The 24,266-nt window shown below is 68.7% G+C and carries 18 protein-coding genes; 8 read left to right on the plus strand and 10 right to left on the minus strand.

Features of this window, described 5'->3' with window-relative positions; translation table 11 throughout:
- Nucleotides 1-6 precede the first annotated feature (6 nt).
- Nucleotides 7-672, plus strand: a complete 666-nt coding sequence (locus tag E3C22_RS02935) for an HAD-IA family hydrolase (protein WP_134760032.1) — start codon at nucleotides 7-9, stop codon at nucleotides 670-672.
- A gap of 60 nt (nucleotides 673-732) precedes the next feature.
- Nucleotides 733-1,479 (plus strand): ATP12 family chaperone protein, encoded by a 747-nt coding sequence (locus E3C22_RS02940; protein WP_134760034.1) that lies wholly within the window; start codon nucleotides 733-735, stop codon nucleotides 1,477-1,479.
- A gap of 108 nt (nucleotides 1,480-1,587) precedes the next feature.
- Here the strand turns inward: E3C22_RS02940 and E3C22_RS02945 are convergent, their stop codons facing one another.
- Entirely contained in the window at nucleotides 1,588-2,523 is a 936-nt protein-coding gene (locus tag E3C22_RS02945) for an alpha/beta fold hydrolase (RefSeq protein ID WP_245514728.1), read from the minus strand.
- Nucleotides 2,524-2,714: 191 nt separating this feature from the next.
- On the opposite strand from E3C22_RS02945, the gene E3C22_RS02950 reads away from it, so the two are divergent.
- The gene (locus E3C22_RS02950; RefSeq protein WP_134760038.1) at nucleotides 2,715-3,809 is read left to right on the plus strand and encodes a ribonuclease T2; all 1,095 of its coding nucleotides are present in this window, start codon (nucleotides 2,715-2,717) and stop codon (nucleotides 3,807-3,809) included.
- A 143-nt stretch (nucleotides 3,810-3,952) separates the two neighbouring features.
- Here the strand turns inward: E3C22_RS02950 and E3C22_RS02955 are convergent, their stop codons facing one another.
- Nucleotides 3,953-5,791, minus strand: a complete 1,839-nt coding sequence (locus tag E3C22_RS02955) for an extracellular solute-binding protein (protein WP_245514730.1) — start codon at nucleotides 5,789-5,791, stop codon at nucleotides 3,953-3,955.
- 374 nt (nucleotides 5,792-6,165) lie between these two features.
- Complete coding sequence (locus E3C22_RS02960; RefSeq protein ID WP_134760040.1) at nucleotides 6,166-14,094, minus strand: apolipoprotein A-IV repeat region-like domain-containing protein; 7,929 nt, start codon at nucleotides 14,092-14,094, stop codon at nucleotides 6,166-6,168.
- Between the two features lie 437 nt (nucleotides 14,095-14,531).
- On the opposite strand from E3C22_RS02960, the gene E3C22_RS02965 reads away from it, so the two are divergent.
- Both E3C22_RS02965 and E3C22_RS02970 read left to right on the plus strand, forming a co-directional pair.
- A complete protein-coding gene (locus tag E3C22_RS02965) occupies nucleotides 14,532-14,900 on the plus strand; it encodes an Hpt domain-containing protein (protein WP_134760042.1) in 369 nt (122 codons plus the stop codon).
- A 217-nt stretch (nucleotides 14,901-15,117) separates the two neighbouring features.
- A complete protein-coding gene (locus E3C22_RS02970; protein WP_134760044.1) occupies nucleotides 15,118-15,438 on the plus strand; it encodes a 2Fe-2S iron-sulfur cluster-binding protein in 321 nt (106 codons plus the stop codon).
- A gap of 155 nt (nucleotides 15,439-15,593) precedes the next feature.
- Here the strand turns inward: E3C22_RS02970 and E3C22_RS02975 are convergent, their stop codons facing one another.
- Nucleotides 15,594-16,202, minus strand: a complete 609-nt coding sequence (locus E3C22_RS02975; RefSeq protein WP_134760046.1) for a DUF922 domain-containing Zn-dependent protease — start codon at nucleotides 16,200-16,202, stop codon at nucleotides 15,594-15,596.
- A 185-nt stretch (nucleotides 16,203-16,387) separates the two neighbouring features.
- Here E3C22_RS02975 and folP point away from each other — a divergent pair, with 185 nt between their 5' ends.
- Both folP and folK read left to right on the plus strand, forming a co-directional pair.
- On the plus strand, nucleotides 16,388-17,248 hold the full coding sequence (gene folP, locus E3C22_RS02980; protein ID WP_134760048.1) for a dihydropteroate synthase: 861 nt from the start codon (nucleotides 16,388-16,390) through the stop codon (nucleotides 17,246-17,248).
- Complete coding sequence (folK, locus tag E3C22_RS02985) at nucleotides 17,245-17,748, plus strand: 2-amino-4-hydroxy-6-hydroxymethyldihydropteridine diphosphokinase (protein ID WP_134760050.1); 504 nt, start codon at nucleotides 17,245-17,247, stop codon at nucleotides 17,746-17,748. Before folP ends, folK begins: the two co-directional genes overlap by 4 nt.
- 59 nt (nucleotides 17,749-17,807) lie before the next feature.
- Here folK and E3C22_RS02990 read toward each other — a convergent pair whose 3' ends face one another.
- From E3C22_RS02990 to E3C22_RS03005, 4 genes are all read right to left on the minus strand, one after another.
- Nucleotides 17,808-18,359 carry a hypothetical protein gene (locus tag E3C22_RS02990; RefSeq protein ID WP_425364955.1) on the minus strand — a complete coding sequence of 184 codons (552 nt, stop codon included), beginning with the start codon at nucleotides 18,357-18,359 and terminating at the stop codon, nucleotides 17,808-17,810.
- Between the two features lie 81 nt (nucleotides 18,360-18,440).
- Nucleotides 18,441-19,532, minus strand: a complete 1,092-nt coding sequence (locus E3C22_RS02995) for a YcjF family protein (RefSeq protein ID WP_134760054.1) — start codon at nucleotides 19,530-19,532, stop codon at nucleotides 18,441-18,443.
- Nucleotides 19,529-20,980 (minus strand): YcjX family GTP-binding protein, encoded by a 1,452-nt coding sequence (locus tag E3C22_RS03000; protein WP_134760056.1) that lies wholly within the window; start codon nucleotides 20,978-20,980, stop codon nucleotides 19,529-19,531. Before E3C22_RS03000 ends, E3C22_RS02995 begins: the two co-directional genes overlap by 4 nt.
- A 189-nt stretch (nucleotides 20,981-21,169) precedes the next feature.
- Nucleotides 21,170-21,682, minus strand: a complete 513-nt coding sequence (locus E3C22_RS03005) for a SixA phosphatase family protein (protein WP_134760058.1) — start codon at nucleotides 21,680-21,682, stop codon at nucleotides 21,170-21,172.
- A gap of 290 nt (nucleotides 21,683-21,972) precedes the next feature.
- Between E3C22_RS03005 and dksA the strand changes: the two genes are divergently transcribed.
- Nucleotides 21,973-22,389, plus strand: coding sequence for an RNA polymerase-binding protein DksA (gene dksA, locus E3C22_RS03010; RefSeq protein WP_134760060.1), 417 nt, complete (start codon nucleotides 21,973-21,975; stop codon nucleotides 22,387-22,389).
- 129 nt (nucleotides 22,390-22,518) lie between these two features.
- Here the strand turns inward: dksA and E3C22_RS03015 are convergent, their stop codons facing one another.
- Together E3C22_RS03015 and E3C22_RS03020 are read right to left on the minus strand one after the other, a co-directional pair.
- Nucleotides 22,519-22,959: a DUF805 domain-containing protein gene (locus E3C22_RS03015; RefSeq protein WP_245514732.1), complete on the minus strand. Its 441-nt coding sequence runs from the start codon at nucleotides 22,957-22,959 to the stop codon at nucleotides 22,519-22,521.
- Nucleotides 22,960-23,140: 181 nt separating this feature from the next.
- The gene (locus E3C22_RS03020) at nucleotides 23,141-23,548 is read right to left on the minus strand and encodes a hypothetical protein (protein ID WP_134760064.1); all 408 of its coding nucleotides are present in this window, start codon (nucleotides 23,546-23,548) and stop codon (nucleotides 23,141-23,143) included.
- Nucleotides 23,549-24,266 lie beyond the last annotated feature (718 nt).

Below are 24,266 nucleotides of genomic sequence, written 5' to 3' on the forward strand. Positions count from 1 at the left end.
GACGCGATGAAAGCCGTTCTGTTCGACTGCGACGGGACGATCGCCGATTCCGCCGGGCTGATCGCCACCATCATGACGCGGACCTTTTGCCGCTTCGATCTGGAGCCGCCGCCGCCGGAGGCGACGCGGGCGATCATCGGCCTGTCACTGGAAAAGGCGGTGGTGGCGCTTCGCCCCTCGCTCGACGAGGCGGCGGCGATCGAGATCGCCGAGGGCTACCGCATCGAATACCGCGCCGAGCGGGCGCGGCCGGACTTTTCCGAGGCGCTGTTTCCCGGCATGGCCGAGCTGGTTCGCGGTCTGTCGTCGCGCGACGACGTCCTCGTCGGCATGGTCACCGGCAAGTCGCGGCGCGGCGTCGCCTCGCTCACCGAGTTTCATGGCATTTCGGACTGCTTCCACGCGGTGCGCACCGCCGACGACTGCCCCTCCAAGCCGCATCCGGCGATGGTGCTGGAATGCTGCGGCGAATTCGGCCTCGAGCCGGACCGTGCCGTCGTCGTCGGCGACACGACCTTCGACATGGAGATGGCGAAGGCCGCCGGCGCTGGTGCGATCGGCGTTGCCTGGGGCAGCCATTCGGCCGAGCTGATGCGCCGCGCCGGTGCCGACACGATCGCCGACGACGTCGCGGCCCTGACGGCCGCGCTCGACCAATTCCTTGCCGGCTGAGGGCCAGAGCGCCAGTTTTCGGGACACCTCGGCGGTCATCAATCGATCCACAGGGCCATCATGTCGAACAGCACGCCTTTCGCCCGCCCGGAACTGCCGAAGCGCTTCTACACGAGCGTAGCGATCACCGAGACGCCGGCGGGTCTTGCCGTGACCCTCGACGGGCGGCCGGTGAAGACGCCGGCGAGGCGGCCGCTGACGGTGCCCGCAAAGCCCGTCGCCGAGGCGATCGCCGCCGAATGGCAGGCGCAGGGCGAACGCATCGACCCGGCGACGATGCCGGCGACGCGGCTCGCCAACACGATCATCGACGGGGTGGTCGACAACCCCGCGCCGGTGCGCGCCGATCTCGCCCGCTTCGCCGAGACCGACATGCTGTTCTATCGCGCCGGGGAACCCGAGCGCCTGGTCGAGCGCCAGCGCCAGCGCTGGGATCCGGTTCTGGCCTGGGCCGAGGAGCGCCTCGGCGCCCGTTTTCTGCTCGCAGAAGGGGTGATGCATGTCGCCCAGCCGGAAAATTCGCTGGCGGCGGTGCGCGATCACCTCGAAGGGTTCTCGGACGGGTTCTCGGTCGCGGCGCTGCACCAGGCGACGACGCTCACCGGCTCGGTGCTGCTGGCGCTGGCGCTCGCCGATGGCCGGCTGACGCTGGAGGAAGCCTGGTCGCTCGCCCATCTCGACGAGGACTGGAACATCGAGCAGTGGGGCGCCGACGACGAGGCGATGGCATTGCGCGAGCGGCGCTTCGAGGAAATGCAGGCGGCGGCGCTGATGCTTGCCTCGCGTCCGGACCGCCCGGCGAGCTGAAGGCATCGCGGGAGCCGGTCTGCGGGTTTGTCCACAAGCCTGCGGCGGTCAGGGCTCGAACAGCTGCAAGATGGCAGAAGCGTTACGACGACGGTGACGATGAGCGGTTCAGGCCGTGATCCGGCGCAGGAAGGCCAGCAGGCTCTCCATCGCGGGCCGGCGATAGGTCTGGGTCTCCATCAGCGTCTCGTGCCGCGCGCCGGCGATCACATGGCTTTCGACGTCGTGGCAGTCGAGCGCCTGCAGCGCCTCGGCAAGTTCGGTGATCGCCTTGCCGCCGCGGGTCGCCGGATCCTCCGAGCCGCCGAGGAGATGGACCGGCAGGTCCGGCGGCACCAGCGACAGGCCGGCCTTCGACCCCGCCTCGAAGACCAGCTTCGCGATATCCTCCATCATCGAGACGGTCGGGGTGAAGCCGCAAAGCGGGTCGCTTGAATAGGCGTCGACGGCGGCCTCGTCGTGGCTCAGCCAGTCGTAGGGCGTGCGCCGCGGCGAGATCGCCTTCGCCCAGCTATCGAAGGTGAAGCGGCGGGAAAGCTCGCTGGCAACGTCCGAACCCTTCAGCGCCTTTTCCGCCTTCAGCGCGATCCGCCCCAGCCGGCGGTCGAGGCCGTGGGCGAAATCGGCGTTCCAGACGCAGAGGCCGTCGAGTTCGCGGCCGAAGCGTTCGCCGTAGTTCAGCGCGATGATGCCGCCGAGCGAATGGCCGAACACGACGACCGGCAGCTCGCCGACGGTCTCGAGGGCGTGCAGATGCACCGACCGGCAGTCCCGCAGCACCTTTTCGGCGCCGCCGGTGACGGCGAAGCGTCGGAGCGGCGCGTCGGGCGCGACGGTCGAGCCGTGGCCGCGATGGTCATGGGCGAAGACATGGAAGCCGTCCTCCGACAGTTCGCGGGCGAAGCGGGCATAGCGGCCGGCATGCTCGGCAAGGCCGTGAAGGACGAGGACGATGCCGCGCGGCTCGCCGGATGCGGCTGTGGACTTCAGATGCAGCGTCGCGCCGGACCGGCTGTCGATCGATTGTTCACGGTCGAAACGCAACGCCCGCCATGCTCCCCGAATGCTTCGTCGTCGCCCGTACATAGGGCGCTGCTATGGTCGCGACAGCAGAGTTTACGGCGGCTTTGCCGCCGCGTAGATTGCAACCGAAGCCTGCGATCCATCACGGTTGCGGCGCGTGGCCAAGGCACGGCGAACCGGCGATTGCGACAGGCGATTGGGGAGGAACGACAATGCGCGTCACCCGGATGGCGATGCTGCTCGGCCTGGTGCTTGCTGGCGGGGCCGCCTCGGCCCAGGAGCCTCTCGAAGGCTATGTCATCGCCCGCAAAGCCTGCAATGCCACCATCTCGATCCGCAATGCGGCCAGCGAGAGCGGCACTGTCCTCGATCTCGAGCGGGCCTATCAGCTGATCGGCGAGAACCGGACGAACGGCACGCACTACTATGTCGTCGTTCCGGGAGCGGAGCCGAGCCGCCGATGGATCGACAAGAGCTGCGGCGACTGGGTAAAGCTCGTCGCGCGAGGCGAGGCCTTCGAGCGCCCGGGTGGTGGCGGCGCCGGGGGCACGGGCGACACCGACACTGACGTCGACGACGACATGGCCGATGCCGGCGACGGCGGTGGATCGACCGGCGGGACGCCCTCCGGCGGCGGCCAGACCGGATCGCCGCCGCGGAATTTCGTCCTGGCGATCAGCTGGCAGCCGGCCTTCTGCGAGACCCATGGCAGCAAGGCCGAATGCAAGTCCCAGACCGAGGCGCGCTTCGACGCCGACCACTTCACCCTGCACGGCCTCTGGCCGCAGCCGCGGGGCCTCGAATATTGCGGCGTTTCGGCGGGCCAGAAGAGCGACGACAAGGCCGGGCGCTGGGACAGGCTGCCGGCGGTCGCGGTCGACGACGAGACGCGCGCCGCGCTTTCCAAGGTGATGCCGGGAACCCAGTCGATGCTCGAGCGGCACGAATGGACCCGTCACGGCACCTGCTATCAGGAAGCCGAGGACGCCTATTTCGACGATGCGCTGGCGGTGATCGGCAAGATCAACGCTTCCAGGGTCCGCGAGCTCTTTGCCGGCGCCATCGGCCGTTCGCTCACCCGGGCGGAGATCCGTGCCGCCTTCGACGAGGCTTTTGGCGCGGGAGCCGGCGAGCGGGTGCGTGTCGCCTGTTCGCGGGATGGCGATCGCCGGCTGATCGGCGAACTGACCATCGGCCTCGTCGGCGAGATCACCGAGGACCCCGACGTCGCGGCGCTGATCGCCGCGGCGAAGCCGACGGATGGCGGCTGCAGCGACGGCATCGTCGACAAGGTCGGATTCCAGTGATCGCCGGGCGATCCGCTGAACGATCGGCAGCGGGCGGATCGACCGTCATCGGGTGTCATCCGGTCTGCGGTCGAAGGCTCGGGCAGTGCGAAGCGCGTGACCGCTGCGACTTCGGCTGAACTTGGAATTCTCGGCCGCGGCGGTCAGTTCTTGCCCGCATCGGCGCGCCAGAAGGCCGGCAGCTGATAGCCGTAGAGCGCCGTCTTCTCCGGATGCTGGATGAAGGACCAGCGGGCGAGGCGCTGCTCCGGCAGGTGGAACAGCGGCACGACGTAGTAGCCGGAGATCAGCACGCGGTCGTAGGCCCTGACCGCGGCGACGAAATCCTCCCGCGAGCGGGCGGTGACGATTTTATTGATCAGGGCGTCGATCGCCGGATCGGACGCTCCGGCATAGTTGAACGAGCCGTTGATGTCGTTGGATTTCGAGCCCCAGCGATAGACCTGCTCGGCGCCCGGCGACAGCGAGGCCGAATAGGCGCCGATGATCATGTCGAAGTCGAAGGAATCCTTGCGCGCCTGGTACTGCGAGTCGTCGATGAGCCGGGTGCCGACCGCGATGCCGAGACGCGACAGCGTGCTCTTGTAGGCCTCGGCCATCTTGGCCTGTTCGGGCGACTGGACGAGGATCTCGAAGCTCAAAGGCTTGCCGCCGGGCCCGACGAGCCGGCGGCCCTTAAGTTCGTAACCGGCCTCCTGAAAGGCCTTCAGCGCCGCGCGCAGCACCTTGCGGTCGGATCCCGAACCGTCGGTGACGACCGGCGCGTAGCTGCCGTCCATGACGTCGGGATCGACGTCGCCGGCAAACGGCTTCAAAAGCGCCTTCTCCTTGTCGCTGGCCGGGCGCCCGAGCGCCGACAGCTCCGAACTTTGGAAAAACGAGCCGGTCCGCTTGTAGGCGCCGTAATAGAGGTTCTTGTTCGCCCATTCGAAGTCGAACAGCATCGACAGTGCCTTGCGCACCTTGCGGTCGGCGAAGATTTCCCGACGGGTATTGAAGACGAAGCCGAGCATGTTGGCCGGCGCGCCGCTCTCGAAGCTCTCCTTGACTACGCGGCCATCCCTCACCGCCGGAAAGTCGTAGGCGGTGCGCCAGTGGTTCGGGTCGCCCTCTGGATAGACGTGGCAATTGCCCTTCTTGAAGGCCTCGAACTGGGCGTTGGTGTCCCGGTAGTAGTCGATGACGATCTTGTCGTAGTTGAACATGCCCTTTCGGATCGGCAGGTCCTTGGCCCAGTAGTCCGGGTTCTTCTCGTAGGTGATCTCCTGGCCCGGCCTGACGTCGGCGATGACATAGGGGCCGGAGCCGATCACCGGCTTCAGCGTCGTCTGTTCGAAGGTCTTCTCGTCGAAGGCGTGTTCCGGCAGGACCGGCAGGCCGGCAATCAGGAGCGGCGTCTCGCGGTCGGCGGTCTCGTCGAAGGTGAAGCGGATGCCGTGGTCGCCGACCTTTTCGATCTTCACCGCCGGGCGCAGCCAGTTGGCATAGAGCGGGCGGCCGTATTCGCGCAGCATCCGGACGGTGAACAGCATGTCCTCAGGGGTGATCGGCGTGCCGTCGGAGAATTTCGCCGCCGGATCGAGCTGGAACTCGACGAAGCTGCGCTTTTCGTCAGTCTCGATCGTCTTGGCGATCAGGCCGTACATGGTGAAGGGCTCGTCGGGCGAGCGCTGCATCAGCGGCTCGAAGACGAGATTGCCGAATTCCTTGTCGAACCAGATGCCCCGCGCCGTGGTCAGCGCGCCGCGCACGATCACCGGGTTGAGATTGTCGAAATTGCCGAAGACGCAGTAGCGCACCGTGCCGCCCTGGGGGGCGTCGGGATTGGCATAGGGCAGCGTCTGAAAGTCGGCGGGAAGCGCCGGCTCACCCTGCATCGCGATGGCATGGGCCGGCTCGGCGCGGGCGGCACCCGCCGCAAGAAGCGCCGCAACAAGGCCCGCAAGGGACAGGGCACAGAAGCCGAAGACGTGGTGTCGCATCGTGAATTCCCGGATCTCGACAGGATGCCGGACCGAAGGCTGCTGATGCCAAGGGTCCGATCTTCGCCGCCCATAAGAGAGACGCAACCTTGCCTGTAAGTGCGGCCATCGCCTGACCACGAGAAACGGGCGATTTTCTGCCTGCGGCGCCTGGATGTCCCGAGCCTATCCCATCGGACGCCGGATCGAAACCGTCAGCGCAGAGAGAATTGGTATTTCAAAGGCTTGAAAGCCGTTGCTGATGTCGTGTCGGAACACCGCGGGTCGCCCGGCGGCGGGATGCCGGGGACCGGAAACGACGAGGCCCCGGAACCGCTGCGGGTCCCGGGGCCTCGATTCGTCGTCCTTCGGCCGATGTCGGCGCAGCTCTCGGCTCAACTGTCGAAGCGGCCGGAGGCGTGCGCCAGCATCGTATAGACCTTGCCGGTGTCGGAGGAGAGATAGCTCCGCGACACGCGGCTTTCCGGGTCGTTGCGGGCGATGTCCTGCAACAGCGCCTCGAAGTCGGTGATGTAGCGGTCCACCGCATCGCGGAACTCGCTGTCGCGCTGATACTTCCGGCGAATGTCGTCGAAGGTCTGCTGGCCCTGCATGGTGTAGAGCCGGCGGGTGAAGACATTGCGCTCGCCGCGGCGGTAGCGGTCCCACAGCTCGACCGAGGCGTTGTGGTCGATCGCCCGGGCGATGTCCATGGACAGCGAATTGAGCGATTCCACCACATGGTCGGGCGAACGGTCCGGCGTCGCGGGGGTGCGTCCGGCGGCCGGCGAGCCCGGCTGCTGGGCGGGGACCTGCGGCTTGGCGAGATCGGCCTGGTCGTCGTCCTCGGAGGCCCGGCGCAAGAGGCTGGAGACCCAGCCGGCACCGCGATCGGTCTCGCCGCGTGGGCGCTCGCCTGCCGGACGCTCGGCGACGGGCCGCTCGGCAGCGGGCCGGGCCGCCTCGTCGGAGCGGGCAGGCCGCGCCGGCGAGGGCGCACCGGCGCCGCCCGTCGTGGCGCCGGCGCCGCCGGTCCGGCCGACGGGGGCCGACGCGGCAGGGTTGCCGGCAGGCGCCGAGGGCCTGAGGCCGGTCGAAGGCGACGCCTGGCGGGGCGCCTGCGGCTGGGCCGCCGGTGCCTGGAAGGACGCCTGGGGACGGGCCTCTCCGGTTGCCGGCTTCTGCGGCTCGCTGCGGCTCGGCTCGAAGTTCGAGCCCCTGAGGTCGCGGGCGAGATTACCGTCGGTCATGAAGGAGGCGGCGATCTCCCGCTCGACGTCGAAGGCGTCGTCGTCGCTGAAGTCGAACTCCGGCTTCTTCGGTTCGGGCGCCTTGGCGACCGGGGCTTCGGGGGCCGGACGGGTCTCGCGCTGCGGCCGCGCCGGAGCGGGCTTGGCGCGGTCGGCGACGTCGAAGGCACGGCCGGAATGGGAGACGATGTCCGAGAGTTCGCGCAGCGCCCGGATCTGGTCCGACACCGCCCGGCGCATCGCCTCGGTGCTGGAGCGGGTCTCCTCGGGAAGCTCAAAGACGCCGCGCTTGATCTCGCCACGAGCCGATTCCAGCTCGGCGCGGATGGTGGAGGCCGCCTGGCGGATCTCCTCGGTCGAGCGCTCGAAGCGCTGGCCGGCATCCTCAAGCGCCGACTGGATCGTCTCGCGCAGCGCGCTCGCGGTCTGCAGCGAGCGCTGTTCGGCGCCCTGCAGCTGCTCCTCGACATCGCCGAGCGAGGCGCTGACGTCGCCCGCGAGCCGCTCGGAGATCAGCCGCGAGCGCTGCTCGGTGCGGTCGAAGAGGCCGTTCACCACCTCCTCGAAGGAGCGCATCAGGCCGCCGATCTCCTCGGAGCGGGTGACCAGGTTGCTGGACAGCGCGTCGAGCTCGGCATGGCCGCCGTCGAGCACCTGGCGAAGCCCGTTCTCCCGGGTCTCCAGGAGGCCGACCGTCTCCGACAGGACGGCGCCGTGCTCCTGGAAGCGGTCGGCCATCGAGGCGATCTTCGAGAAGGCCGCGAGCGACAGCTTGTCAAGCCTGTCGACATTGCTGTCGAGCATGCGGGCGCTGAGCGAGATCGAGTTGGTCGCTTCCTCGGCGTCCTGGACGAAGCGGGCGCCGCTTTCCTTCAGGATGCCGTCGATGGCGCCGAGATTGCTGGCGGTCTCCTCGACGAGGCCGCGCAGCGAGCTCGACGTCTGGGCGAGACGGCCGATCAGCGAGCCGACGTCGCGCTGTAGCTGTTCGCGCATCTCGCCGACCATGCCGACGGTGGTCGCGGCCCGCTCGTCCAGCGCGCCGAGGATGGCGTCGGAGGACTCGGCAAGGGCGGCGATCGTCTCCTGGGCGCGGCGGCCGAGGGCAGCGGCAAGCGAGGCGTTCTCGGCCCGGAGCTTCTCGGCGGCGTCGCGGGTGGTGACCTGCAGCAGCCGGGCAAGCTCGGTGCCGCCGTCGCCGATCTGCGACAGGATCGGCCTTGCATCCTCCTCGAGCATGCGGCTGATCTCGGCATTGCGGGCCGACAGCATCGAAGCGAGGTTGCGGGTCTTCTCCTCGAGTTCCTCGCTCATCATCCTTGTGCGGGTGGCGAGCGCCCGTTCGGTGTCGCTCATGCGGCCCGAGAGTTCCTCGCCGACCGAGCCGGCGCTTTCGACCAGCGTGGTGCGGGCGCGCTCGGTCTCCAGACGGATGATCTCGGAGATCGCCGCGATCTGGCTCGACAGGTCGCCGCCGCGATTGGCGATCTCGTCGCGGACGCTCTCGGCGTCGCGCAAGAGCCGGCCGGAGACGGTCGATACTTCGCCGCGCAGCTGCTCGACCACGGTGGCGACCTCGCCGCGCAGGGCCTCGGAAGAGGCGACGAGCTCGGAGCGGAGCCGGTCGGTCGAGGCATCGATCTCGCCGGTGACCGGGTTTTCGGCCAGGAGCTCGCCGAGCCGGCGGGTGACCGCCTCAAGTTCGGTCGAGAAGGCGCTGGCACGCGCCTCCAGCGCCTCGGCGATGTCGCCGGTGGCGTTGCGCATGGTGCCGGCGGCGCTGGCGACCCGCGAGGAGAAGTCGTCGCCGGTGGTCCTGAGCGTGCCCTCGGCGGACCGGGCGATCTCGCTCATCCGCGCCACGGCCTTCTCGAAGTCGTCGGCCATGCGGGCACCGTCGCCGGCAAACCGCGCACGGTTCTCCTCGGCGATGCGGCGCAGCTCGTCGCCTGCGACGGCGATCCGCTGGGTGAAGTTCTCGGTATTGCGGTCGAACTCGCCGGCAACGACGCCGGACAGGCCCGACAGCGTGTCGACCAGCGCCATGCGCTGCTCGCTCAGCTGTTCGCGAACGCCATCGGCCTCGCGGCGGATCTGGCCGGTGAGCTGGGCGATCTGGGTGGCGAGAGCCTCGGCCTCGGTGGCAAAGCGCGAGCGCGATTCCTCCGACAGCGAGCGGATGACCTCGGCCGAGCCGCTGATCGTCTCGGCAATGCGGCCGCCTTCGCCGACGAGCTTGGAGCCGGCGCTCTCGGTGCGCTCGGAAAGCTCGGCGGCGAGGGCGCCGAGACGCTCGGTGAGGCGTTCGGCCTCGTCGGCGATGCGCTGGCGCGCCTCCTCGCCGGCGGTGTCGAAGATCTTCGCGATGTCGCCGACGCTGGCGGAGACCTTGTCGGTCTCGGCCATCAGGCCCTCGCGGGCACGGCTGGCCTCGGCCGCCATGGCGGAAGTCGCCTCGCCGACGGTGCCGCGGATCGCCTCGGCGAGCGAGGCTGCGCGGGCATTGAGGGTGCGCTCGACATTGCCGAGGCCGCGCTCGAGGGCCGTCGAGATCGCCTCGGTCCGCTGGTCGAGAGCACCGACCAGATTGGCCGAGCCGCCTTCCAGCGCCGCAAGCAGGTCCTCGCGGCGGGTCTCGATGGTCTGCGAGATCTCGCCGACCGACTGCTCGATGGTGCGCCGGACGTCGTCGGCCCGGTCCTCGAAGGTGGCGGCAGCGGAGCTGACCGCGCCGTCGATGAGCGAAGCCAGATTGTCGCGGCGCTCGTCGAAGGCGGTGGCGAGCTTGAGGTCGGCCTCGAACAGCGCGTCGGAAAGGGCGGAAACCCGCTCCTCGATCGACTGGGCGATGGCGCTGCGCCCGGTCTCGATCTGCCGGTCGAAGGCGTCGCGACGCTCGTCGAGGGCCGCGATCAGCGTGCCCTCCGAGCCGTCGACGACGCGCTGGATGGCGCCGAGGCGGTCGTCGAGACCGTCGACGAGGATGGCGCGGGCCTCCTCGATGATGGCGCGCAGCGTCGCGGTTCGGGAATCGAGATTCTCGCCGAGCAGGCTGACCCGCTCGGAAATGTCGCCGGAGATCGCGCCGATGCCCTTGTCGAGGGCGCCGGAGACGTCGTCGCGGCTCGAAGAAAGCAGCGCCTCGAGCTGGCCGATGCGCTGGTCGAGGCTTTCGCGCACGCCCGCTTCGGCGGTTTCCGAGACGTTCCTGAGTTCGGCGATCCGGGCTTCGATGGCCGAGCCGAGGGACTCACCGCCGCCGCGCAGCTCGCCGGAAAGACCGGCGATGCCTTCCTGGATGGCATGGCGCAGCTGGCCGATCTCGGCATTGAGACCGCTCTCGATGTCGCCCTTGGCGCTTTCGGCGGCTTCGGTGAGCCGCGAGAGCCGCTCGTCGAGGCCTTCGACGAGCATCGACAGGGCGCTTTCGATGGCGACGAGCTGGCTGCCGGCGGCGACCGAGAGATGATCCTCGAAGCCCTGGGTGCGCTCGTCGAGTTCGGAACGGAAGCGGCCGGTCTCGCTCTCGACGGTGCCGACGAGGGCGGTGCGGGTCTCCTCCAGCGACTTCGCCAGCGAGCCCACCCGTTCCGAGAGGTCTTCGACGATCGAGGCGACGACCTGGTCGAAGCCGGTGGCGACGCCGCGAAGGCGCTCGTCGATCGCCGCGGAAACGCGGGCCGGCATCTCGTCGCTGATGCTCTTCAGCGTCGTCGTGCGCAGATCGAGGACTTCGGCAAGCTCCTGCTGGCGGGCGTCGAAGCTCGCGACGAGGGCCTCCTGCGCCTCGCCGAGCAGCCGCTCATTGGCGTGCAGCCGGTCGGCAAGGCCGGTGTTGAGGTCGCCGGAGCGGCGATCGAGGCCTTCGAGCAGAAGTTTCGATTTCTCGTCGATACCGTTGATGAAGCTGGCGCTTTCGCCGCCGAGCGTCTGCTGCAGGCTGGCGCCGCGCTCGGCCAGGGTCGAGGCGATCGCATTGATCCGCTGGTCGAGCGAATTGACGATCGAATCCTCCGACATCGACAGCAGCTCTTCGATCGCCCCGCGGCGTTCGTCGAAGAGTGCGGAGAAGGTCGCGGCCTTCTCGTCGAGACCGCGGGCAAGCAGGCCCTCGGTGGTGCCGACGGCGGCGCGGATCTCGCCGAGCGCCGCCTCGATGCGTTCGGCGACGCGCTCGGTCCTGACGCCCATGTCCTCGGCCAGCAGGCGCTGGGCCTCGTCGAGGGCCTGGGCAAACCGGCCGCCCTGGCTGGCAATGGTGGTCTCCAGCGTCTGGACGCGGTGGGCGAAGCTGTTCTCGAAGCCCTCGGCGACGCGGCCCATGACGACCTCGATCTCGTCGCGGCGCTCGGTGAGGACACCGTGGATGCGCTCGGCGGCGCTTTCGAGCTTGTTGCCGACCTCGCCGGCGCGCTCGTTGATCGCCTCGATGCGGCTGTCGGCGGTCAGGTCGAAGGAGAGGAGGCGCTGGTCGAGCGCCTCGGCGAGGCTGGCGGTGCGCTCGCCGAACAACGTGTCGAGGCCGCTCTGGCCGTTGTCGAGAAGTGCGCGAAGCTCGCCGGAGCGGGTCCTGAAGGTCTCGTCGGCCGAGGCGACGACGGTGTCGGTGATCTCAGAAAGGTCGGAGCGGCCCTTGTCGAAGGCGCCGACGATCTCGCGGGTGCGCTCGGCCACCGTCTGGGCGAAGTCGCGCGAGCGGTCGGCGAGGGCGGTGGAGACCCGGTCGGTGGTGACCTCGATGGCGTTGGCGCGGTTCTCGATCGCCTCGATCAGCGCCGGGCCGCGCTCGCCGAGGGCCTTTTCGATGACCTCGATGCGCTGGTCGAGACCGCCGAGGGTCTGGGTGTTGCTGTCGGAAAGCAGCTGCTCGATCTGCGCGGCGCGCTCGCCGAGCTCGGTCTCGGCGCTCTTGAGGAAGCGGCTTGCGCTATTCTCGAGCTGCTCGCGGCGGCCGTCGATATGGTCGGCGACGCCCTTCTGGAAGGTCGCCCCATGGGCCTCGATCGCCTCCAGCCGCTCGTCGAACAGACCTTCGAGCCCGTGCAGGAAGGTCTCGCCCTGCAGCCGCATGGTGAGGGCGCGGTCGTCGAGCGCCTCGGCAAGGCCCTGGATGAAGTTGTCGCCATATTCGGCGAGCATCTCGGTGCGCGCCCGCACCAGCCCGGTCGCGGCATCGGCCGAGGCGACCATGCGGCCGACGAACTCGGTGCCGATCGAGGTCAGCTCGCTGGTGATGTCGTTCGCCCGGGTGAGCAGCCGGCCGGTGGTCTCGTCGAGATCGCGGCTGGCATTCTCGAAGGAGCCGGACAGCAGCGCCATCCGCTCGTCGAGGGTGCGCTCGGTGTTGGCGCTGGCCTCGACGATGCTGGCGACGGCGGATTCTGCGCCGAGCGCCAGGCCGGCGATCATCTGCTCGCTGGTCTCGCGGACGCCCGACTGCAGCGCGGCGCTCTTTTCGCCAAGATCGGCGAGGAGCAGCTGGCTGCGATTGGCAAAATCCTCGCTGACGGCGGCGTTCTGTTCGGTGAGCCTGCGCGCCACGGCATCGCCGGTCTCGTCGAGGCGGCCGACCGCCGTCTCGCCGGCCTCGGTGATCACGCCCAGCAGCCGCTCGTTGGCGCCGTTGGCACGCTCGACGATGATCGCGGTCTTGTCGTCGAAGGCCGACAGAAGCTCACGGCTGCGTTCGTCGAAGTCGCTGGTGAGGCGGGTCATCCGCTCGTCGATCTCGCCGCCGATGCGGCCGGCATGATCGTCGAGGTCGCCGGCGATCTTGCTGCCGACGCCGATCAGCTTCTGGCCGGCATTTTCGGCGACCTCGTCGAGGCGCGACAACAGCGTGTCGCCCTCGGCGGTGAGCTGCTCGCGGAGCGAGCGGCCGCGCGAATCCAGCAGTTCGGAGAGCTCGCGGTTCTGCGTCTCGTATTCCCGGGCGAAACTGGCGCTGCGCTCCTCCATTAGCGCGGTGAAGCGCTGCGAGGCGTCCTCGATGCGGGCGAGCACCGTGTCGGACGTCGTCTCGACATCGCCAACGAGGCGCTGGTGGGAACCGAGCACGGCCGAACGCAGCCGCTCGGCATGCGACAGCATCGCCTCTCGCTCGTCGCCGAGGTCCTGGACGAGGGCACGGATCTTCACCTCGTTGTCCGCATAGGCGCGCTCCAGCGCGGTGACCTCGTTACGCACGACGCTTTCGAGATCGGAGGTGCGCGACAGCGCCCGCTCGACGCCCTCGGCAAGGCCGGAGATCTCCCGGCGCACCGCCTGGCCGACGCTCATCACCCGCTCGGTGGCGACGCTCTCGGGCTCGGCGAGACGCATCGCCACTTCGGCGAGGGAGCGGCTCATCAGCCGAAGATCGGCGGAGCGACGGACCATCAGGCCGATGGCAAAGAACAGGATCGGCGGAATGAGGGCGAGGGCGGCCAGCGCCAGCATCTCGCCCTGGCGAGCCGGGTCGGCAACGCCGTCGGCCAGCGCCTGGAAGTCTGTGCCGGTGATCGTCGAGGCGCCGAAGGCGACGGCGCCGACCCAGAGCACCGAGACGCCGAGAGCGATCCACAAGGCGGTGCGCGGGGCCCGTCGCTGCAGCAGCGCCTCGGCCCAGACGGTGTTGCGCCGGGCCTCGTCATTGGCCGCGGCCTGGGTGTAGGCCCGCGGCTGCTCGGCGAAGGGCGGGCGCTCCTCGGCGGTTGCGCGTTCGGCCGCATTGGCCTGCGAGGCCTGCGAGGTCTGCGAAGATTGCGCAGCGGCGCCGGCCATGCCGGCCGCAGCGGCTGCGCCGCCGGCTGCCGCGAAGGCGGCCTCGTCGGCGGTGTCGAAGGTGTCAGGCGTATCCGCGGTGTCGGGCTCGTCGTCGCGCAGCTGGCCGGCGGTCTCGCTGATCTGGCGCTCGAAATCATCCAGCGAGAAGGCGACGTCGAGGGCCTCCTCTTCCGCCGGCTCTTCCAGCTTGCCGGTCGCCGCCGCCTGCTGTCCGCCGCCATCCTCCGCGATGTCGAGATCGGCGAGCGCTTCTTCCAGCTCGTGGACCGCATCGTCGGAAAGCTGATCGAAGGGTTTCGTCTTGGACATGGCCGTCGCGCCCCGATACTCTCTACATCCGCCCCAAACGCCTGGCAGAGCGGCATTTGCCGCTTCGCCTGGCTCGTGGCCGCTGCGCATTGTTCCGGCCCGAAACGGCCCGGATCCCGGCGCTAAGCCCGCGGAATCTCACCTTGGAATGTTAGTGGCCCCCGGTTCTGAAAGAAACCGTAAAGCCCGCCGATCCCTACAAGTTTAAACATAAGGTTAACGACGGCCAGAAAAATCGGACGATTTTCGCTGTAAGTCTTGCGAACGAAGGCCTGTGGCCGGGCGGGCGTGGCGCCGGACAATCGGCATTTTATCCACCGGCTTAACCAATTGCTCACCGAACCGCGAGACGCTTGACGGCAAGGCTGGGAGGCAGACTGGAATGCGCCCGAGCGCCGCGGAGGCTCCGCACGCTCGCCCGCGATGGAGATTAGCGCATGGCACGGCTTCAGGAACGCGAGCACGGCGAAGGCAGCGCCGGCGTCCATCCTTCCCGGCGCTCGCCCATCGACCTCGTCCATCTCTGCCGGCAGACGGCAGGCAACACCGCGCTGGAAAGCGAGGTGCTCGGCCTTCTGGTCATCCAGATCGAGCGGGTGCGTCCGGTGATCGAGACGGCCTGCGAGAGCGAGCGCAAACGTCTCGCCCACGCCCTGAAGGGGGCCTCGCGCAATCTCGGGGCCTTCTGCCTCGCCGATGCCGCCGAGCATCTGGAACAGGCGCCGGCGGACCAGGCAGCGATGGCGGCGCTCCTTGAAGAGCTCGAAAATACCGGTCGATTCGCCCGCGAGATGACGGCTGGCTGAAGCGAGACGCGGCAGGGCGACAGGCCGGCGAGCAGCTCCGCGCTGCCTGCTGGCGCAGGAGCAAAACGCGGCCTTGCCGATCAATTCGCCCAACGTCCGATTGACTCGGCCAAGGCTCGCTCTCTAACAGCACAGCCTGCACGACATCTTCCGACATCCGGTAAAAGCGTTCGCGACGCAGAGCCGGCCCCGATTTTCCAGCCAGGGCCTTCCCGCCATGACCAAGATCACCTTCCAGACCGTGGATGGGACACGCTACGACCTCGAAGCCGCCGACGGCACCACGGCGATGGAAAACGCCGTGCGCAACGACGTCCCGGGCATCGAGGCGGAATGCGGCGGCGCCTGCGCCTGCGCGACCTGCCACGTCTATGTCGACGAGGTGTGGCGCGAGGCGGTGGGCGAGCCCGAGCCGATGGAAGAGGACATGCTCGACTTCGCCCACGAGCCGCAGCCGAATTCGCGGCTGTCCTGCCAGATCAAGGTGCGGCCGGAGCTCGACGGTCTGGTGCTCTACGTGCCGGAGCGCCAGGGCTGAGCTGACCGGACGGGCGGCCGAGTCCAGCGGTCGGGTCGCGCCTGCCGCCTCATCCGAGCGGGCCGAGACACGTCCGCCGGCGATTCATCCGGTAACGCGTCGCGGCGCCGGCTGCGTCCGGCGGGCCCGAAAGAGTTCCGCCGTGGCCCTGGCGATCAGCCGCCGGCCTGTTCGTCCATCGCCCGGGCGAGCGCCCGCCGCAGCCGCATGTTCACCTCGCGGCCCTCGATCGTGTCGAATTCGATCTGGGCACGCTCGTGGCCGGCGAGATAACGCGCCGTGACGTTCTTCACGACCGCTTCCATCTGGCTGCAGCTGCTTTCGGCGCGAAGGTTGCGGATCGCCATCTCCATCCGCTTCAGCCATCGCTTGGCGATGGCGGCATGATGGTTCTCGTGCCGCTTGATGTCCTTCTCCAGCGTGTCCCAGATCAGCCTGGTGCGCGCCGACACCCGTTTCGGCGGCACCCAGCGCGGCAGCGTCATCTCGAGATCGAGGCTGAGATTGGTCTTGTCGACGGCGCAGCCATCGGGGGTCGCCTTGTAGGTGACCTGACCGTCGAACTTCACTTCGGTGGCGCCCGGATGGCGGATGCCGGTCTCCGAAACGAAGGGACCGCGACGGTTGAGATCGTGGTCGAGCTCGGCGAGCGTCGAGCCGCGCACGGCGAAATAGGTGGTCTTCTCGCGGATGCTCGCCGCATCGGCTCCCGCCGGCAGCAGGATGGCGAGGCTCGCCACGAACAGTCCCAACTTCAGTGTCATGCTCGAGGCTCCCGGAAGGCGGTCGAATGACCATGCCGATACGGTAGCCGATCGCCGCGGCGGCGCAAGCCGATCCGGGGACACGATTGCGCAATCTTTTCTGCAAGGTTACGCCAGTGACGCTCCCCGGCGTCAGGACGGTCTTGAGGATCGAGACGCGCCGGGTTCACGATCGAGGGTTCGGGATGGACGTGATCACGCCGCGCGGCGGTCTCTGGAAGCTGGCCCATGGCCGCAGCCTGGAACTCGGCGAGACCGCCACCATCATGGGCATACTCAATGCGACGCCCGACAGCTTTTCCGATGGCGGCCGCTACGCCTCGGTGGAAGCGGCGGTCGACGAGTCGCTGCGGATGGTCGAGCAGGGCGCGAAGATCATCGACATTGGCGGCGAATCCACCCGCCCGGGCGCGACGCCCGTCGACGCCGCCGAGGAGCAGCGCCGCATCATGCCGGTGATCGAGGCGCTGGCACGGCGCTCCGACTGCCTGATCTCCGTCGACACCTATCGATCCGAGACCGCCCGGATGGCGGTCGGGGCCGGTGCCCACATCGTCAACGACATCTTCGGCGCCCAGAAGGACCCGGCGATCGCCGAGGTCGCCGCGACGACCGGGGCAGGGCTGGTGCTGATGCACAACGGCCGCGAGCGCGAGACGCTTCCCGACGTCATCGACGACCAGTTCCTGTTCCTGAAGCGCTCGCTCGAAATCGCCCGCAAGGCCGGCGTACCGGAGGAGGCGATCGTTCTCGACCCCGGCTTCGGCTTCGCCAAGGACGGGCCGGAGAACCTCATCCTCATCGCCCGTTTCGCCGAGGTCATGGCGCTCGGCCATCCGCTGCTCGTCGGCACGTCGCGCAAGCGCTTCGTGCGCGGCGCGATCGGCCGGGAGGATCCCGAGCCGGACATCGCCTCGGCCGCCACCAGCGTCCTCCTGCGCGAGCGCGGCGCAGACATCATCCGCGTCCACAACGTCCCGGCCAATCGCGATGCGCTGGCCATCGCCGACGCCATGCGCCGGGCGCTGAAGGGCGATCGCTGGTGAGCGCGAGAGCCTATCTCGGCCTCGGCGGCAATGTCGGCGATGCCCGCGCGACGATGGCCGCGGCGCTGAAGCGGATCGACCAGCGGCAGGACTGCAGCGTTGTAGCGGTGTCGCGGCTCTACCGCACGCCGCCCTGGGGCAAGACCGACCAGCCGGAATTTTTGAACGCCTGCGCGGCGGTGGATACCCGGCTTTCGCCGCGCGCGCTTCTGGAGCTCTGCCTCGAAACCGAGCGGGCGTTCAAGCGGGTACGGGCCGAGCGCTGGGGGCCGCGCACCCTCGACATCGACGTGCTCGACTACGATGGCCGGCCATTCAGCGACGACGCCCTGACGCTGCCGCATCCGCGGATCGGCGAGCGCGCCTTCGTGCTGGTGCCGCTCGCCGACGTCGCACGGGAGCTGGTGATCGACGGGGCGACAGTGTCGGCGAGGCTTGCCGAAACGACAGTCGCCGGCATCGATGCGGTGACCGATTCCGGCGGCTGGTGGAAAGCCTGACAGAGCGTTGGCACGTGCTGCGCGTTCCGTCGCCGCACTGCGGGGACTGAGATCGACGGTCAGTCCGTCAGGGCGCTCTGGCGCGAGCCGCCCTCGCGCTTGAGGCTCATGCCGATCACCGGGACGAGCTGCGAGGCGACGGTGACGGAGATGGTGACGGCGAGCTGGTCGTCGCCGTCGAGACGGGCGATCATCGCGCCCTTCAGCTGCTTGCGGTCGAGACCGACGATCATGCGGTTGCCCGAGACATCGCCTGAGACGATGTCGAGGCCCTTGCCGGCGGCGCCGTCCTGGAAGGCGCCGCGATAGGAGCTGCCGGCCCGCACCACCTCGGCCCGCATCGGCTGCGAGAACAGGCCGACCCGGCAGGAGCCTTCCAGCGCGACGCCGACGGACTTGCGGCTCTGATTGCCGGCGAAGTTGCAGACGAACTTGGTGCCCTTGTACTTGCCGGCGACGATCTCGCCCGGCCCGGACCACTGGCCGCTGACCTTCCGGAAGAATGCCTCGTCGCTGTCAGCTCTGGCTGGGGCGACGCCTGCGGCGGACAGAGCGAGACCGAGAGCGACACCGGCGGTCAACAGACGCGACATGGAAGACCCTTCCTGGATGGGAACCGTTTACCATGCCGATTGTCTCTTCAAAGGGTTAATCAAGCCTTTCGAATCCGAGCGATTGCCGTGCCGGCGCGCTCAGCGGGGCTTCTCCGCGCCGTCGGCGATCCCGGAAGCCGCGGTGAGTTCGGAGAGGATCGCCCCGATCCGCGGACGCTTCGCTCGCAGGAACGGCAGCGGCCGGCAAAGGTCCATCGCGGCGAGGCCGACGCGGGCCGTCAGAAGGCCGTTCACGACCCCTTCGCCGAGCCGCTGGGACAGGCGGGCCGCAAGACCGTGACCGATCACCTGCTGGACGAGGCTGTCGCCGACGGCGATCGAGCCGGTGACGGCGAGATGGGCGAGTACGTCGCGCACCAGCCGGAGGAGGCCGAGGGTTCCCGGCCGGGCGCCGTAGAGCTCCGACATCGTCCGGATCAGCTTGATGTTCTCGAAGACCACATAGGCGACGTCGACGATCGCCTTGGGGCTGACCGCGGTCACTACCGAGACACGCTTGGCGGAGGAAAGGACCAGCCCCCGCGCCTTGCGGTCGAGGGGCCCCAGCATATGCTCCTCGGCGAGCGCGATCAGGTCGGCGCCGTCGATGACCTCGTCCTTCAGCGCCGCGATCTCGGCTCGGCCTCTCGCCGTCTCCGGACGCGAGGAGAGAAGGGTCTCGAGGGTCGCGACGGCGAGTTTCGCCTCGGGCAGGGAATCGCCGCGATAGGCGGCGAGCGCCCGCTTGCGTTCGCGGTCGACGGCGGCTAGCCGCATCATCCCGATGGTCTCTCTCGCGACGATGCCGACGAGGGCGACGACGGCGAGGACCGCGAGGGCGAGGGCGGTCCAGCCGAGCCAGTCGGACCGGGCGAAGACGTCGCGGACGATGGCATCGACGGCGAGGCCCGCGGCGATCGACAGAAGCAGGCCGAGCGAGGTGGCGAGGAGCTTGCCGAAGGAGAAGCGCCGGCGGGTCTCGATCACCGGCTCGCCATCGCCGCGCAGCTCGGCGTCGATGGCGTCCTCGGGGTCGAGTTCGATGGTCTCGACGGCAGCGATCGAGCGCGGCATCCGCGGCGCGGCGCCGACGCTCTCGCCTGCCGGCGCTTCCGCCGGCCGCACCGAAGTCTTGCTCGGAAGGTCGAAGGCGCCGGGCGCGCGCCGGCGGCCGGTCGGCTCGTCGCTCATTGCAGCCTGTCTCCCAGAAGGAATTCCAGCGCCCGGTCGAGGCGGATGTGCGGCAGCGAGAGCGACAGGCCCTCGGCGGTCTGCTGCAGCACCGGCGGACGGAAGCGCACGAAGCGCAAGGAGCCCGGCTCGACGCCGCCGGCAGGATCAAAGAGCCGGCGCGGATCCTCGGGCAGGTCGCCGGGAAACACCGCCGTCTCGGTCTTGCCGTCGAAGTGCCTGTCGCCGATCGTCTCCCCGGCAGCGGGTGTGCCGACGATTACCGGCAGGTCCTCGCCGCCATCGGAGACCGTCGCCTCGCGTGTGGCCCTGACGGCCGCCATGGCGAGAACCTCGGTCCTGGCGCCGGAGAATTTCGCCCGCGCGACGGCATCGTCGACGAGGCGGCGGACGATCGCCGCCAGCCGCCGGTGGCTTTCCCGGTGCAGGTGGTCGGCCTTGGTCGCTGCGACGAGGATGCGGTCGATCCGCCGGGTCAGCAAGGAGCCGAGCCAGCTGGCGCGGCCGGGGCGGAAGCAGGCGAGGATGTCGGTGAGGGCGGTTTCGAGGTCGGCGACGGCTTCCGGCCCGGCATTGATCGCCTGAAGCGCGTCGACGAGCAGAATCTGCCGGTCGAGCCTTGCGAAATGGTTGCGGAAGAACGGCTTGACCACGACGCTCTTGTAAGCCTCGTAGCGGCGGGACAGATGCGCCGCCATCGAACCCTTGGGATAGGTCTTGCCGGGCTCGACGGGCAGCGGCGCGAAGGTCAGCGCAGGCGATCCGTCGAGGTCTCCCGGCATCAGGAAGCGGCCGGGCGGCAGGGTGGAGAGCGCCGACTTGTCGGCCCGGCAGGCCTTCAGATAGTCGGCGAAGGCGACCGAGAGATCGCGCGCGGTGACCTCGTCGGCCGGGGCGGCAAGATCGACCGCGTCGAGCTTTTCCAGAAACGGCGCCGCCTCGCTGCGGCGAGAGGGCAGCCGGGCACGGGAAATCGACTCCTGCGAAAAGGTGGCGAAGTCCTTGTCGATCAGCGGCAGGTCGAGCAGCCATTCGCCCGGATAGTCGACGATGTCGACGGTCAGCCGGCCGCCCGGCAGCATCCGCCGGAAGGCCGAGGCGGATTCATAGGCGATGGTGAGGCGAAGCTCCGAGATCGCCCGCGTCGATTCCGGCCAGACCCGCTCCTCGACGATGCGGCGGATATGATCCTCGTACTGGAAGCGCGGGACGGCGTCGTCCGGCTGCTCCCTGAGATCGGCACCGAGAATGCGGCCGTTCGCCTGCGCCTTGAACAGCGGCAGGCGGCCGCCGGACAGGAGATTGTGGACGAGGGCGGTGATGAACACCGTCTTGCCGGCCCGCGACAGGCCGGTGACGCCGAGGCGCAGAGTGGGCTGGAAGATCGATGTCGTCCGATCGGCGACGTTGTCGAGAACGAGGCGGGCCTCGTCGGCAAGCGATGTCATGGGGCGGCGTGGATCTTCGGTGCGGGTGTGACGGGTCGACGCCGCATATAGGCGCTCCGGCGGCCGCTTCTAAGAGCCGCTGGAGTTGTCTCGGGAAATCGCCGAATGTCGGGCGCGGCGGGGGGCTGGCATCCGCGCTATTTGCGCCTGGGCAGCAGTCACGTGCCGGTGACCCGCGCGAAGACGCCGTCAGGGGCGGATCACCCGCAAGAGACGCCCGGCGCCCGGCCCGATCTCGTCAAGCGGCGTTTTGAGCCCGACGATCGCCAGTGCCGAGGTGGGAAAGCCCTCGGCGATCGCATCGAGCGCTGCCGTCTCGCCCTTGCCGGCGAGCGAGCGGGCGAAATCCTCGATCATCGGATTGTGGCCGACGACGAGCAGCGCCCTGGCCTTCGCCTCGGCCTTTACCGCGGCGAAATAGGCGTCCGTGCCGAGGGCATAGAGATCGTCGGAATATTCGGTCGGCACGTCGTCGCCGATCGCCGGCGCCAGCGCCGCCAGCGTGTCGACGGCCCGCGTCGCGGTCGAGCAGACGACGGCGTCGATGGCGAGCTTTTCCTTCACGAGAATCTTCGCCAGCCGCGCGGCATCCTCCTCGCCGCGCGCGTCGAGCGGGCGCTGATGGTCGCGCTGGCCGGGCCGCGCCCAGGACGAATGGGCGTGACGCAGGATCAGGACGTGATGGCCGTAGGCTCCGCTCATCCGGTCTGGATAGGCCGAAACGGCGCGCCGGGCAATCGCTGCGCGGAGGCCGAAATTTCGCGCAGAAGTGTTAACGACCGCCGATTCTCAACGGTTTTCCAACGGTTTCAAGGTTGCGTGGCGCTGGAGGCGCCAGGGCGGCGATCCTCAGCGGCCTCGGCGATTTATCCGAAACCTCAAGCAAATCCGTCGGTTGGAATCAAAAGTCGACAACCGACTGTGGCGCAAAGAGAACTTGTTCGGTTGCCAAACCGCCGCTATAAGCGCGCCAGCGGGAATGGAGGTGCGTAATGAGCGAAACACTCAATGCCGATCTGACGCTGTCCGAAGACGGTCCCTTCATGAACGACCGTCAGAAAGAGTATTTCCGGCGCAAGCTGCTCGGCTGGAAGTCCGAGATCCTGCGCGAAGCGCGCGAGACGCTGGAAGCGCTCGCCAACGACAATTCCAACCTCGCCGACATCGCCGACCGCGCCTCGTCCGAGACGGACCGGGCGATCGAGCTCCGGGCCCGCGACCGCCAGCGCAAGCTGATCGCCAAGATCGACGCGGCGCTCGAGCGGATCGAGGACGGCTCCTACGGCTATTGCGAGGAGACCGGCGAGCCGATCAGCCTGAAGCGCCTCGACGCAAGGCCGATCGCGACGCTCTCGCTGGAAGCCCAGGAACGGCACGAGCGGCGCGAAAAGGTCTATCGCGACGAGTGATCCCCGAGCGATCGGGCTGCCTCGCGGCGGCCGGTCATCGATCCATCGCCATGACGCCAGACGAATGCGGCCCGAACATGTCGGGCCGCATTTTTGCGTTCGGGGCAGAAGGTCGCCCTATCGGTCCGCCTATTCGAACACCGCCTCGGCGCTGCGGCCGAGCCGGTCCTTCGGGTCGGGGCCGAAGCGGTTCGACCCTTGCGTGCCGTCGAGGCACATCAGCACCAGCAGCCAGATCGAGCCGATCAGTGGGATCAGCGAAATCAGCACCCACCAGCCGGAGCGGTCGGTGTCGTGCAGGCGGCGCACGGCACAGGCAATCAGCGGGATGATGTTGCCGATGCCCCAGATGGCGGTCAGCACGCCGCCCTCGGCGTTGGCGCTGGCGCGAAGGCCGTCGGTGGTGTCGAGCGCCGTCTCGGTCGTGCCGCCGAGACCGAGGGCGGAATCGACGAAGACGAGGACGAACATCAGCACGTAGAAGGTCAGGATGTAGAGCCAGTACTCCTTGCGGCGCGAGCGGCCGGAGAACTCGAAATAGCGCCGGTAGGGCGCAAGCAGGATCGACACGAAGCGTCTCCTCGTGGGTTTCGAATGCCGGGACATCGGCATGATCGGCTTATAGAGCCGCGGCGGCGAGTGGAAAGAGCAGAGCGAAAGGGTCCGGCGACGGGCCTTGACACCCCCTCGCAACCGTCGCCGAGGGGCGGGGTCGTGCCGCTCACGCTTCGGCAGGGCCGCCGCGGGCTGTTCAGCCGAGCTCGCGCACGAAGGCGACCCGGTAGGTGTGCTCCGCCCCGCCATGCAGCACCGAGACGTATTCGCCGGGAACGAAGCGCTCCTCCGCAAAGCGGAAGCCGATCTCGTCGTCGCTGTCGATCGAACGGTCGTAGTCGAAGATCCAGTGGCCCTGCTCGTCGCGGCTGAGGATGCCGACGGCATCGGTGACGTCGTCGTCGAAGCGGCGCACCCGGCATTTCTCGTTGGCCATCTGCCAGGCATCGGCATCGAGCCTGCCGTCCTCGCCGAGCGGCACGACGAGGTCGTAGCCGTCATGCTGGCCCTCCCTCAGATAGCGCGCCTCGGCATGCTGCTTTTCGCGCGCGAGCTCGAGGCGGACATGGCGAAAGGTCTTCGGATAATCCTTCAGCGTCGGCATGGCATCCTCCTGTCAAAGGTGACGTTGGGGAGGATGGCAGCGGCCGGGCGAGGCAGCGTTGATCTGGGTCAAGCGGGGATGGCGCGCCGCTCGGACGCGCAAAGACGGCCTCGCCGGCGCAAGCCGCGAAGGGATGGGGCGTCTTTTCGCCCGCCGCGCTCCAGTGGGCGGGCGACGGGATGCCGGAGGCAGACCCTCCGAAATCTATGTGTGTACGGTCCGCCTCCGGCATCCCGCGCGGTGCGTTACGGTTTCGATGCATCGCTCCGACCCGCTGCCTTTTCGGCGACCCCGGCGCTGCCGCGTTCGGGGGCGGGTCGTCGCGATGGCGGCTGGCTCTTCCCGGATGCCTCCGGTCAAGCGGACCGATCCGCACACCTCCCGTAGTGGAGGAGGGGCCAGCGGCGCCTCGCAACCGTCCGGACCGCCTTGCCCTCCGGAAGGGCACGATGGCGCGGACACCGCCCGCCGGCCCCCGAATGATCCCGGTGATCATTCGTGCCCGTTCCGTGGGCCGGCGGTCGGTGGATGATAGGGGTGGGGTGCGGGGGCGGGGATATCTTTTTTCAGGCGCGAGATTTGCGGCTGCGATGGGGGCGCACGAGACGCTGCGACAGGTCGGGGCTTGAGAGACGCCTTACTGGCAAGTTCGTCGGCCCCGCACCCTGCGCCCGATACCGAGGACAGCCAACAACCCATGTTGTCCCTACGGAATAAA

The organism is Jiella endophytica (assembly GCF_004519335.1).
Taxonomy (GTDB): Bacteria; Pseudomonadota; Alphaproteobacteria; order Rhizobiales; family Rhizobiaceae; genus Jiella; species Jiella endophytica.

Excerpts from the sequence above, each read along its gene's own strand:
- dksA (WP_134760060.1), top strand. The coding sequence starts at position 21,973 with ATGAGCGAAACACTCAATGCCGATCTGACGCTGTCCGAAGACGGTCCC.
- E3C22_RS02950 (WP_134760038.1), top strand. The coding sequence starts at position 2,715 with ATGCGCGTCACCCGGATGGCGATGCTGCTCGGCCTGGTGCTTGCTGGC.
- E3C22_RS03005 (WP_134760058.1), bottom strand. The coding sequence starts at position 21,682 with ATGAGCGGAGCCTACGGCCATCACGTCCTGATCCTGCGTCACGCCCAT.
- E3C22_RS02965 (WP_134760042.1), top strand. The coding sequence starts at position 14,532 with ATGGCACGGCTTCAGGAACGCGAGCACGGCGAAGGCAGCGCCGGCGTC.
- E3C22_RS02935 (WP_134760032.1), top strand. The coding sequence starts at position 7 with ATGAAAGCCGTTCTGTTCGACTGCGACGGGACGATCGCCGATTCCGCC.
- folP (WP_134760048.1), top strand. The coding sequence starts at position 16,388 with ATGGACGTGATCACGCCGCGCGGCGGTCTCTGGAAGCTGGCCCATGGC.
- E3C22_RS02960 (WP_134760040.1), bottom strand. The coding sequence starts at position 14,094 with ATGTCCAAGACGAAACCCTTCGATCAGCTTTCCGACGATGCGGTCCAC.
- E3C22_RS02970 (WP_134760044.1), top strand. The coding sequence starts at position 15,118 with ATGACCAAGATCACCTTCCAGACCGTGGATGGGACACGCTACGACCTC.
- E3C22_RS03020 (WP_134760064.1), bottom strand. The coding sequence starts at position 23,548 with ATGCCGACGCTGAAGGATTATCCGAAGACCTTTCGCCATGTCCGCCTC.
- E3C22_RS02940 (WP_134760034.1), top strand. The coding sequence starts at position 733 with ATGTCGAACAGCACGCCTTTCGCCCGCCCGGAACTGCCGAAGCGCTTC.
- E3C22_RS02955 (WP_245514730.1), bottom strand. The coding sequence starts at position 5,791 with ATGCGACACCACGTCTTCGGCTTCTGTGCCCTGTCCCTTGCGGGCCTT.
- E3C22_RS02975 (WP_134760046.1), bottom strand. The coding sequence starts at position 16,202 with ATGACACTGAAGTTGGGACTGTTCGTGGCGAGCCTCGCCATCCTGCTG.
- E3C22_RS02995 (WP_134760054.1), bottom strand. The coding sequence starts at position 19,532 with ATGAGCGACGAGCCGACCGGCCGCCGGCGCGCGCCCGGCGCCTTCGAC.
- E3C22_RS03000 (WP_134760056.1), bottom strand. The coding sequence starts at position 20,980 with ATGACATCGCTTGCCGACGAGGCCCGCCTCGTTCTCGACAACGTCGCC.